Origin of the sequence: Porphyromonas gulae DSM 15663 (assembly GCF_000378065.1) — a bacterium.
Classification (GTDB): domain Bacteria; phylum Bacteroidota; class Bacteroidia; order Bacteroidales; family Porphyromonadaceae; genus Porphyromonas; species Porphyromonas gulae.
In genome coordinates, this window is the sequence record NZ_KB899164.1 from 41,625 (window position 1) to 53,427 (window position 11,803).

The window sequence follows — 11,803 nt, forward strand, 5'->3', positions numbered from 1 at the left end:
GCGAATAGGAAGGCTCTTGCTCTTCCGTGCGGCTATTCTTTTTTATCCGGATAATTAAAGTATCATGGGGGGAATCGGGAGAATAGGAATATTGGGTAGTGGCAGTTGGGCTACGGCTCTGGCCAAAATCATATTGACCTCTCAACCATCCATCAATTGGTTTATGCGCCGCGAGGAGCAGGCGCAGGGCATTAAGCGTACGGGGCGCAATCCGAACTATTTGCGCGATGCCGTATTCGATCCTCGGAAAATCTCATTTTTTACCGATTCGGATCTTAACAGTTTTTTTAGAGCCAGCGATGTGGTGGTTCTTGTCACTCCCTCGCCTTTCATCAAATCCTATCTGAAGCGCGTTCGCTCGTCCAGCATGCGCGACAAGCTGATTATCAATGCTATCAAGGGGATCGTACCGGATGAGAATGTCTTGGTATCGGAATATCTGCACGATTTCTGCGATGTCCCCAACGAACTGATAGGTGTAGTCTCCGGCCCTTGCCATGCAGAGGAGGTGGCCAGAGAGCGCAGATCATATCTGACGGTAGGCTGCTTCGACATAAATAAGGCAAAAGCCATGGCAAACGTACTACGCAACGATTATGTGAGCTGTACGACCAGTCAGGATGTAGTAGGCATCGAATATGCCTCGGTACTGAAGAATGTCTATGCCATTGCCGCCGGAATATGCAACGGTCTGCAGTATGGCGACAACTTTCAGTCTGTCCTGATGTCGAATGCCATTGCTGAAATGAATAGTTTCGTCAATACCGTCCACCTCTTGGAAAGAGAGATCACGGATTCGGTATATTTGGGCGACCTCCTTGTGACAGCTTATTCGAACTACAGTCGCAATCGTACTTTCGGCAACATGATAGGAAAGGGATACAGTGTCAAATCCGCTCAGATGGAGATGGAGATGATAGCAGAGGGCTACTATGGGGCCAAGTGTGTAAGGGAGGTAAACAAACGCTATCAGGTCAATATGCCGATCATGGATACGGTGTACGAGGTATTGTACGAGAAGCGAGATGCTGCCGAGGCCATTACTGCTCTGACGGCACATTTCAAATAATTTCGTTGCACATTAAATACCGAATACGCTAATGGAAAGAATCCGATTGGATCTGTCTAAAACAGGTTTTTCTGTTACGCCTTATGCAGAAGAAGCTGAGATGTTCAATGCCATGTTGGATAAGGGTACCGGCCGCGGAAATGATTTCCTCGGTTGGGTTCATTTACCATCTTCCATCACGGAAGAGGAGTTGAATGCGGTAGAGACTGCAGCTGCTATCCTCAGAGAACGTTGCGACTATGTAGTAAACGTGGGTATCGGGGGCAGTTACCTCGGAGCAAGGGCTGTGATCGAAGCATTGCAAAACAGTTTTGAAGCATATCGCTCGGACAGGGAGAACCCTGTGGTGCTCTATGCTGGTAATAATATCGGTGAAGATTATCTTTCTGGGTTGCTGCATTTCCTACGTGATAAGAGATTCGGTATCATTTATATTTCCAAAAGTGGAACGACTACCGAACCGGCTATTGCTTTTCGTCTGTTGAAAGGTTTGCTGGAATTCCAGGTTGGATCCCAAGATGCTCGGGAGAGGATCGTGGCCGTTACCGATTCGACCAAAGGAGCACTGAGGCGTATGGCTGATGAAGAGGGCTATCGCTCTTTCGCTATACCCGACAATGTGGGAGGGCGTTTCTCCGTTCTTACTCCTGTGGGATTGCTCCCCGTGGCTGTAGCCGGCTTCGATATCCGTCGATTGGTACAAGGTGCAGCCGATATGGAAGCCATGACGGCTTCAGACATTCCTTTTTCGGATAATCCGGCTTTACAATACGCAGCAGCTCGCAATGCTTTGTATGCCGAAGGAAAGAAGATAGAGATATTGGCCAATTTCCATCCCAAAATGCACTATATCGGAGAGTGGTGGAAGCAGCTTTTCGGTGAGAGCGAGGGCAAAGAGGGTAGGGGGATCTTCACGGCAACTGTGGATCTGACTACCGACCTCCATTCCATGGGACAATGGATGCAGGAGGGCGAACGTACGATATTCGAGACAGTGATTTCCGTGGAAAATCAAGATACATGCTTGATGATCCCTTCCGACTCGGCGGATTTGGACGGACTTAACTTTTTGGCCGGAAAGCGTATAGACGAAGTAAATAAGATGGCTGAATTGGGTACCCGACTGGCTCATGTGGACGGGGGAGTCCCTAATATACGCATCGTTTTGCCGCGATTAGATGCTTATTACATAGGGCAGTTGTTCTATTTCTTCGAAAAAGCTGTAGGCGTCAGTGGTTATATGCTGGGGGTGAATCCTTTCGATCAGCCGGGGGTCGAAGGTTATAAGAACAATATGTTTGCTCTACTGAACAAGCCTGGCTATGAAATAGAATCGGCGGCTATGGCAAAGCGGCTGAAAGAGTGTTAGGAATTACAAACATCAGAGGATGAATTATAATAGTAAAATGGAACCATTGGCTATTCCGGAATATGGACGGAATATCCAAAACATGGTAAACTATTGCATGACGATCGACGATCGTGACGAACGGAATCGCTGTGCACAGACGATCATTACAATTATGGGAAACATGTTTCCTGAACGGCGGGAAAACGGTGAGACCAAACATATTCTTTGGGATCATCTAGCCATCATGTCCGGATTCAAGTTGGATATCGATTATCCGATGGAAATCATCAGTCCGGAAATGCTCGAACGGAGGCCCAAAGCCGTAAGCTACTCAGCCAACGACATCGTATATCGGCACTACGGCCATCTCATACAGGAAATGATCCTCAAGGCTTGTGCCATGGAGCAGGGAGAAGAGCGTCATGCACTGGAGTTGCTCATCGCCAACCAGATGAAGCGTTCGTATCTGACGTGGAACAAAGATACGGTGGATGACTACAAGATATTCAAGGATTTGTACGAACTTTCCGAAGGACGCATAGAGCTGACGGAGGAGAATTGTCGTCTGACAATACCGAATGCTTCGGATCGGAAGGACAATAACAACGCCAAACGGAACAAGGTATTCCGGCGGAAATAAATTATACGGACAACTTAAAAACGCATTATCGCTATGGCTTCTTACGTAATAGAAGGGGGCAACAGTCTCAAGGGTGAGATTCTTGTCCAGGGTGCAAAAAACGAAGCTTTGCAGATCATCTCAGCTACGCTATTGACCGATCAGGAGATTGTGGTGCGTAACATCCCCGATATATTGGATGTGAACAACCTGATCGACCTGCTTCGAAACATGGGGGTCAAGGTAAAAAGACCCACCCGTGATACCTGTATTTTCCAAGCCGATAATGTGAATCTCGACTATATCAAAAGCGAGCAGTTTCTTGAGAAAAGCCGTGCTCTCCGCGGTTCGGTGCTGCTCGTGGGGCCACTGATTGGTCGCTTCGGTTACGCTATTTTTCCAAAACCGGGAGGAGATAAGATCGGCCGCCGCAGGTTAGATACTCATCTTGTAGGTATTCAGGCGTTAGGTGCCACATGTGACTACCATTCCGATATGCAGGCCTATGAATTGACTGCAAGCCGGCTTGCCGGTACATATATGCTGCTGGACGAAGCTTCTGTGACGGGTACTGCCAATATCCTAATGGCTGCTGTCCTTGCTGATGGTATTACCACTATTTATAATGCTGCCTGTGAGCCATATCTGCAGCAACTTTGCAAGATGCTGCTTAGTATGGGGGCGCATATCAAGGGTGTCGGCTCCAATCTGCTTCGTATCGAAGGAGTACAGAGCTTGCATGGCTGTGAGCATAAGATGCTGCCCGATATGATCGAAGTGGGTAGCTTCATCGGAATGGCTGCCATGACGGCTTCCGAGCTTTTGATCAAGGATGTCAGCGTGCCTGATCTGGGTATCATTCCTGCATCATTCCGCCGCTTGGGAATTGCAGTGGAGCAACGAGGCGATGATCTGTTTATTCCTCGGCAGGAACATTATGAGATAGAGACGTTTATGGACGGATCCATCATGACCATTGCAGATGCTCCTTGGCCGGGTCTTACTCCGGACTTGCTCAGTGTCTTTCTCGTGGTGGCAACTCAGGCGAAAGGCAGTGTGCTGATTCACCAGAAGATGTTTGAAAGCCGTCTCTTCTTTGTTGATAAGCTAATCGATATGGGAGCACAGATTATCCTTTGCGACCCTCATCGTGCTACGATCATCGGTTTGGACAAACGTGTTCCCTTGCGAGCTGCAACTATGGTCTCGCCCGATATTCGTGCCGGTATAGCCCTCCTTATTGCAGCCATGAGTGCAGAAGGAACAAGTATCATCCACAACGTAGAACAGATCGATAGGGGTTACCAATCCATAGATACTCGCCTCAATGCTATCGGCGCACGTATCTCTCGCCTTTGATGCTGTATGATCGATTTGGATTCATTGGAGCATATTGGTGTGTTGGGTAAGTCGCATGGTGTTCAGGGAGAGTGCAATGCTCGTCTGACAGCCGATTTGAGTACGCTCTTTGAGGAAGAAGAGCGGTTGTTTCTCTTTTTCGAGCTGGATGCACTGCCGGTTCCGTTCCGTCTTATCGGCTACCGTGAGAAAACCGATGATATTACTTTGCTCCGCTTTGCCGGTATTGAAAGCAAGGAGGAGATAGAGCGATATACCGGTGTGTCTCTCTTTATGGAACGGCGATATTTTGACACCGATTCTATCGAATTTACCTGGGAGCATTTTATCGGCTTTACGGTATTCGACCGAGAAGGTCGTTCGGTGGGGATGATCGATGATGTGGACGAGAGTACATTCAATGTCCTTTTGTCTATAACGACACCCGAAGGCAAAGAAATCCTTTTACCCGTAGCTGAGGATTTGGTAGAAGAGATGGATGTGCCAAATCGGAAACTAACGATGATTATTCCCGACGGGCTACTGGATTTATGAAAAAAAATATAGCCATTCTTGGTTCGACCGGATCCATCGGTACGCAGACACTCGATATTATCCGTCTGAATCCGGATCTCTTCGATGTCTATCTCCTCACGGCAAACAATAATGTAGACCTTCTGATCCGACAGGCACGCGAATTCCGGCCGGAAATAGTCGTAATAGCCAACGACCAAAAATATCATCTTGTACAAGAGGCTTTAGCCGACTTGCCTATCAAAGTATGGTGTGGAGCGGAAGCTATTGCCGATGCTGTGACAGCTCCGGACATCGATATGGTTGTGACGGGTATGGTGGGCTATTCGGGGCTGTTGCCTACGATCAAGGCCATCGAAGCCCGGAAGATGATAGCACTTGCAAACAAAGAAACTCTCGTTGTGGCAGGCGAACTCATCATGCGACTGGCCCAGGAGAATCAGGTGCCTATCCTTCCCGTGGATTCGGAGCATTCGGCTATTTTCCAAACACTTTTAGGCGAGAGACAGCGGCCGGAGAAGATCCTTCTGACAGCTTCGGGAGGTCCTTTTTTGCACCTGACGGCGGAGGAATTGCAGCATGTCACCCGTGAACAGGCTCTCCGCCATCCTAATTGGAACATGGGGGCAAAGGTGACCATCGACTCTGCTTCGCTCATGAACAAGGGATTTGAGATGATCGAAGCCAAATGGCTCTTCGAGATGCAGCCCGATGAGATCGAAATACTCGTACATCCACAAAGCATAATACACTCCATGGTACAGTTTCGCGATGGCTCGGTCAAGGCTCAACTCGGTATTCCCGATATGCGCTTGCCTATCAGTTATGCCCTTGGCATTACGCACCGCATCCCGAACGATTATCCACGGGTGGATTTCACAGCTGCACCCCTGACCTTCGAACGCCCTGATCTCGAACGATTCCCCAACCTCTCTTACGCTTTCGACGCGATTCGTTTGGGTGGGAATGCTCCTTGTGCGCTCAATGCTGCCAATGAGATTGCCGTGGCTGCTTTCCTGCGCGATGAGATTTCTTTTACGGATATGAGTCGTCTGTTGTATGAAGTGATGGAAAAGCACGAATTGTATCGAGAAGTATCTTTGCCCACTTTCATCGAGACGGACAGTAGCACACGCCGAGTCGCCCAGTCCCTTCTGCCCAAATTCCGCCGGTAGGCGTTTCCTCTACCGGAAATTCAAATTCTTTTGCTGTTGAAAGAGTGTGTTGAGAAGAAAGACACACTCCGATTACCGGCGTACCTTATCCGGATTCTGATTGACGAAGTCTTTCCAATTCTTGACTGCCGATCCGCCCGAACGAGCCATAGGCCCCGACGTCTGAAAGAAGTGGCAGACGGCAGCTGCCAGTCCGTCCGTGGCATCCATTTCCGGTAACATCTGTTCGTCAGGTATTCGTAAATAGCGTTGGAGCATGCCGGCTACCTGCTCTTTGCTCGCATTGCCATTACCCGTAATTGCTTGCTTGATGCGCATAGGAGCATATTCCGTAATGGGAATGTCGCGAGCCAAGGCTGCTGCCATAGCCACACCCTGAGCCCGGCCTAATTTGAGCATACTCTGTACATTCTTCCCGAAGAAAGGTGCTTCGATAGCCATTTCATCCGGCAGGAACTCATCGATCAGACCTGTAATCCTGTCGAATATGCGTTTCAGACGGATATAGTGATTGTCGAATTTTTCCAGACGTATTACCCCCATAGCCATGAGTCGGGGAGTATTCCCCACGACGTGAAGCATCCCGTAGCCCATCAGTATCGTGCCGGGGTCTACTCCCATGATAATGCGTTCCTTCGGACTCATCTTTTACCTACAATTCTATTCTCCTCATCGTGGTGGCAAAGCCCATGACCCTGTTGCCGAACTTTTGGATGAGGGTAGCTATATGTTTCGCTCCCGTACCACACCAATATACGTCTATATCAGTCGGTTGGTCGGCGAGGAAATGGAGTGCTAGTGATACGCCTTCTTCTTCCTGTGCTTCCTTTTCAATGCGGTGTAAGGCAGGGGAGTGCATAGATCCGTCGGCGATGACCGATGGGATGAAAGTCGAGCGAAGATAGTCGATCAATGACTCCTCTACGGCAGCCTCCGTTACCCATGTTATATTGTACAAAATCATTCTGTGTATTCCTTTCAGAGATAACGCAAAGTTATGAAAAACCGCAATGAGCACTTTTCCTCCAAATATATCGGAGCTTGTACACTTTTTGAGGACAGTATCCCTGTTTCTCTGTCAGCGGAGAAGCTCACCGCACAGTCTCTCTCAAAACATACAATTTGCCCGACTCTCCGAAAAGGGAAAGTCGGGCAATTTTATGAAAGGACGAAAGGTAATAGCCCTATAAAAGCCTTTATCCTTCGGCGTTTAGCATTTGGAGTCGCTTCTCCAGATCCGGGAATTGGCTCTCCGGCAGGAGCGACGTACAGATACGCATAGCTTCGTTGCGCTTGCTGCCTGTCGTTTTTAGCGTGATGGCACACATACCATAGCGCACAAACTTCTCGATCAACTTGCTGCTATCCATCCCCTTATAACCGACTGTGAAGTAAAATCCGTCAGCCAGCGGTTCATCGCCGTCCTTATCATAGACGATATTGAAGCCGTTGTCAAGGAACATTTTCTTCATGATCCGAGCCTTCCGGCCATATTCGATTACAGAGTCGCGGAAGTTATATTCTCCATCATTGCAGGCTTTGAGCATAGCGGCCATACCCCATTGTGCAGAGTGAGTGGCTCCCGAAGACAGAGCATACAAAGCCGATGATGACAATGCCTCGCCGAACCGCAGACGCCCGAATGACTCTTCCAAGTCCGGATACTCACGCTCGTAGAGCTTGCCCGATATCATGAGTACTCCGATGCGCTGACCGGCATAGCTGAATGCCTTGGAGCTGGAGAGAGCCAGTATATAATTGTCCGTGTAGTTGGCTACGGAAGGTTGATAGAGCGGCTCACCCGGATGGGAATAGTCCTTACGGAAATCCATGCCGAAGTATGCCAAGTCTTCTATGACGATAACATCATGTTTGGTCGCCAGCTCACCGATGATGCGCAGTTCTTCGTCCGTCATGCACTGCCAAGTGGGATTGTTCGGGTTGGAGTAGATGATAGAGCAGAACTGTCCTGTCTGCAGATAGCTTTCGAGCTTCTCGCGCAACTTTTCTCCGCGGTATTCGAAGAGGTCGAAGCTTTCGAACTTCTGACCGAGGATGCGACACTGTAGCTTGTTCAGATTGAACCCGGGGTCGATAAAGAGCGTACCGTATTCACGGTTTTTGTGTGTGCGATTGGCCACGAGGAAAGATACGAAGCATCCCTGCATCGAGCCTACCGTAGGCACGCAAGCACGTGCCGGTATGTCGATATTGACAAAGAGTTTGGCAAAGCGCGATGCCTCCTGCTTGAGTTCGGGCAGACCATCCAAATTGGGATAAATCGAAGCTACTCCTTCGCGTAGCTTTTGTATCTCCGTCTCTATACCGATCTGAGGTGCAGGAAGTCCGGGCACACCCATTTCCATACGGCAGAATTTAGTGCCGGTAGCCTTTTCCAGATTGGTCACCAAAGCTACCAGATCTCGGATCGAAGCCATGCCGAGGTCTTTGATGTGCAGTTCGTTTTGCTTTTCACGAATCAGTTTTTCATCGATTGGAAAATTCATCTCTTGATATTTTTTACTGTGTTCTTGAATTTCTTATATCTCTTACTTCGCATCGCTCAGACGAACTACCACGTCTACGGCCGATAGTCTTTCTCCACGTCCCATCAGCGGATTGATGTCCATCTCCTCGATCTCGGGCACTGCAGCCAGCAAACGGGAGATCTTACAGAGCGTATCGGCGATTACCTCGTCGTTGATGCCCTGTTTGCCGCGAATACCGCGAATGATCGGATAGGACTTGAGCGAACGGATCATTTCCAGTGCTTCGTTTTTGCCGAGAGGAGCCAGAGCACAGCGAATATCTTTCATCACTTCCACGAATATACCGCCCAAACCGCAGGTAATCAGATGACCGAATTCGCCCTCTTTCTTTACCCCGATGAAGACTTCCACACCACTCTCCATCTGTGACACCTGTACCCCTTCAGCACCCTTGATTTGCATCAGCTTGCCAAAGCTCTCTTTTACGCCTTCTTCGGTCGAAACGTTCAGTATTACACCTCCGGCATCGGATTTGTGCGCCAGTCCCATTACCTTCATAGCCAATGGGAAACCGATACTACGTGCTGCATCCAGAGCTTCTGTCTCTGTTGTCACCAGACGTTCTTGCGGGCGAGTGATACCGGTCAAATCCAACAGCTGGAGCATATCGCCGGTTCCGAGCATACCGCTCTTGCCGGCGAGCAGACGGCGGATTTCTGCTGCTTTAGGCAATTCGCTCTCTTCAGTCATTTCGGGCTTGGGCGTTTGGTAGACCTTGCAGATGGCACGTGCCAAAGCCACTTCCTCTTCAAAGAGGATGCCTCCCTGAGCAATGAAACGCTCCATTCCTTCCTTCGCGTTGATCACAGAAGGTAGTACGGCATAGATCGGCTTCTTGCATTTTTTCTGTTGTTCGCGTATCACATCGTAAGCATCGCTCACATCGAAGAGTCCGGGGCTACCGAAAATCACGACCATACCGTCTATCGTGTCCAGATCTTTCTCGCAAGTATCGATCACTTTCGATAATTGCTCTGCTGTTCCCGTAGCGAGAATGTCGATCGGGTTAGCCACGGAAGAACCGTCAAACAACTCCGACAGCAATGTGCGAGTCTTTTCTTCGGGAATCGGAGGTACGGACATACCTCCATTGGAGAGAGCATCCGTCAGCATAACGGCCGGACCGCCTGCATGTGTGATCACAGCCATATTCTTACCGGTGAGTACCGGATGTTGAAGTACGGCACCCACGGTAGCCAGTTCTTCACGGCTGTAGCAGCGCACTACACCGGCTTTGCGGAAGAGTGCATCTACAGCCACATCGGAGTTGAGCATGGCACCTGTGTGCGAAGCTGCAGCACGTCCCCCGTCTGAAGACGTCCCTGATTTGATGGCCGCAATGCGACAGCCTTTCTGTACCAATGATCTGGCATGTTTCAGGAAGCGTTTCGGTTTGGAGATAGTCTCTATATATAGGAGCAGTGTATGAGAAGAAGTGACAGCATCGAATGTCTCGTCCAAATGTTCGAGCACATCTTCCACACCCGTTTGAGCAGCGTTGCCGACCGAATATACCGATGAGAAAGAAAGCCCCTTGCTCAGAGCCGACTCCATGATAAATACAGCAGTTGCCCCCGAACCGGAGATAAAGTCGCATCCCTTAGGCGTAAGTACCGGCACCGGAGTGGTAAATACCGATTGGTGCAGCGGATTCATTACCCCGACGCAGTTGGGGCCGATCAGGGTAGCTCCGGCTTCATTGGCCAGTTCGGCCATTTGCCGCTCGAGAGCCTTGCCTTCTGCACCCATTTCGGAGAACCCTGCAGAGAATACGATGATTCCTTTGGTCCCTTTTTCTTTCACCAGCACCTCGATCGTAGGTGGGCAGAAACGTGCAGGAATAGCCAAAATGGCCAAATCTACTTGGGGTAGATCTTTCACATCGGGCACACATTCCACTCCCTGTACGTTAGACACTTTCGGATTTACACCCAATACACGACCCTGAAACGAGCCGTTCAGAATGTTTTGTAATACTTTTCCACCGGGTTTTGTCACATCTTGCGACGCACCGATCACCGCAATAGTACGCGGTTCGATTAGTTGAGGAGTTATCATTATGTAATGCTTTAAGAAATCAGGCTTGAACCCTTTTCTACATAGAAGAAGAGGCGGATGTTACGGTCTTACGAATCCCCCTCCTTTTGTGGGCTCACAATATTACATCCTTTTTCCTACACAGCGAAATAATTCTGCTGTTAAAAACAAGTGTTAATGCACAAAAAATCCGCTTCACACCGCTCTTATGCCCCTAATCTCATGCCACACCATTCAGGCACTGCCGTCTTTGCTATTTCGATCGAATCACTCATTTGTAAAAGACGAACCACAATCCGGTTTGTTGCGGTTCGTCAATTTTGAATTTCCGGAGTGGGAAAGTTTTCGTTTTGGTTCCACTTTTTTTCTTTTCCCGCGCCAAAACGAAAAAGTTCTCAGGCCATGTTTTTTCGAGTCGTATGTCACGAATTTTGCAGACGAGAAAATTTCTGCCGCACATCACTCCGTACCTCAGCATCATCTCTATCGGTCCTATTTTTTTATTTGTAGAAAAATTTTTTTCTCTTCTCTTTCTGTTTCTTTTGCGCTCTTTTTTGTTTCTCCTACGCGCGCGAACATATTATATATGCCTGTATTTCCGGTTTTTCTCATGGGTGATGTCTTTCCTTTTCCGCATGTTTTGTGGGTATTTTTGAGGAAAAAACTCTTTGAAAGATTTGGTTGTAAAGAAAAAAGGAGTACTTTTGTGACCGCAAAAGCGATCGATGACCGATTGACCGAGGATGAAGGGGTTTTTCCGACAAGCGGGTCGGGGGGCTCTTTAACGGGAAGGACGGCAAAACGCCTCCTTTATTCAAAGTCAGGCGAAAAACGCCGATTGATTTTGCTGATTCGGAAAAAGGTTTTACTTTTGCACCCACTGTCCGCTGCTTGATCGGCTCCGTGCCGTGATGGGGGATATGGGATAAAAAGACAGCGATCATTGACATTGTTCATACGAAGAACAAAAGTGTAGTACAAGAAGAGAAGCGAGAGAGAAGTGCTTCGTTTTCCTTGGCTCTGCCCTGAAACCGGGGGATAGAGGCAAAGGGCGATGCATACTGCTCTCGACTCAAAAAATACTCTGTCAAAGAGAAAGAAAAGACCGAGAGGGAAAAAGAAACCGAGGTG

At 48.8% G+C, this 11,803-nt stretch carries 11 protein-coding genes; 7 read left to right on the forward strand and 4 right to left on the reverse strand.

Annotated elements, in window-relative coordinates:
- Positions 1–64: 64 nt before the first annotated feature.
- Genes F452_RS0106635 through F452_RS0106660 form a run of 6 tightly spaced genes read left to right on the forward strand, consistent with a single transcriptional unit; the run spans position 65 to position 6,086 of the window.
- Positions 65–1,069: an NAD(P)H-dependent glycerol-3-phosphate dehydrogenase gene (locus F452_RS0106635; RefSeq protein WP_018965440.1), complete on the forward strand. Its 1,005-nt coding sequence runs from the start codon at positions 65–67 to the stop codon at positions 1,067–1,069.
- Positions 1,070–1,100: 31 nt separating this feature from the next.
- Positions 1,101–2,438: a glucose-6-phosphate isomerase gene (locus F452_RS0106640; RefSeq protein WP_018965441.1), complete on the forward strand. Its 1,338-nt coding sequence runs from the start codon at positions 1,101–1,103 to the stop codon at positions 2,436–2,438.
- A gap of 19 nt (positions 2,439–2,457) precedes the next feature.
- On the forward strand, positions 2,458–3,060 hold the full coding sequence (locus F452_RS0106645) for a DUF4290 domain-containing protein (protein ID WP_026292270.1): 603 nt from the start codon (positions 2,458–2,460) through the stop codon (positions 3,058–3,060).
- 33 nt (positions 3,061–3,093) lie between these two features.
- Positions 3,094–4,398 (forward strand): UDP-N-acetylglucosamine 1-carboxyvinyltransferase, encoded by a 1,305-nt coding sequence (murA, locus tag F452_RS0106650; protein WP_018965443.1) that lies wholly within the window; start codon positions 3,094–3,096, stop codon positions 4,396–4,398.
- A 6-nt stretch (positions 4,399–4,404) separates the two neighbouring features.
- Positions 4,405–4,932 carry a ribosome maturation factor RimM gene (gene rimM / locus F452_RS0106655; RefSeq protein WP_018965444.1) on the forward strand — a complete coding sequence of 176 codons (528 nt, stop codon included), beginning with the start codon at positions 4,405–4,407 and terminating at the stop codon, positions 4,930–4,932.
- On the forward strand, positions 4,929–6,086 hold the full coding sequence (locus tag F452_RS0106660; RefSeq protein WP_018965445.1) for a 1-deoxy-D-xylulose-5-phosphate reductoisomerase: 1,158 nt from the start codon (positions 4,929–4,931) through the stop codon (positions 6,084–6,086). Before rimM ends, F452_RS0106660 begins: the two co-directional genes overlap by 4 nt.
- 72 nt (positions 6,087–6,158) lie before the next feature.
- Here F452_RS0106660 and ruvC read toward each other — a convergent pair whose 3' ends face one another.
- The 4 genes from ruvC to F452_RS0106680 form a co-directional block, all read right to left on the reverse strand.
- Entirely contained in the window at positions 6,159–6,731 is a 573-nt protein-coding gene (gene ruvC, locus F452_RS0106665; protein ID WP_018965446.1) for a crossover junction endodeoxyribonuclease RuvC, read from the reverse strand.
- 7 nt (positions 6,732–6,738) lie between these two features.
- Positions 6,739–7,050: a DUF4286 family protein gene (locus F452_RS0106670; protein WP_018965447.1), complete on the reverse strand. Its 312-nt coding sequence runs from the start codon at positions 7,048–7,050 to the stop codon at positions 6,739–6,741.
- A 232-nt stretch (positions 7,051–7,282) separates the two neighbouring features.
- Positions 7,283–8,593 (reverse strand): aminotransferase class I/II-fold pyridoxal phosphate-dependent enzyme, encoded by a 1,311-nt coding sequence (locus F452_RS0106675; protein ID WP_018965448.1) that lies wholly within the window; start codon positions 8,591–8,593, stop codon positions 7,283–7,285.
- Positions 8,594–8,635: 42 nt separating this feature from the next.
- Positions 8,636–10,693: an acetate--CoA ligase family protein gene (locus tag F452_RS0106680; RefSeq protein ID WP_013816662.1), complete on the reverse strand. Its 2,058-nt coding sequence runs from the start codon at positions 10,691–10,693 to the stop codon at positions 8,636–8,638.
- Positions 10,694–10,880: 187 nt separating this feature from the next.
- Here F452_RS0106680 and F452_RS13560 point away from each other — a divergent pair, with 187 nt between their 5' ends.
- Positions 10,881–11,567, forward strand: a complete 687-nt coding sequence (locus tag F452_RS13560; RefSeq protein ID WP_244263770.1) for a hypothetical protein — start codon at positions 10,881–10,883, stop codon at positions 11,565–11,567.
- Positions 11,568–11,803 lie beyond the last annotated feature (236 nt).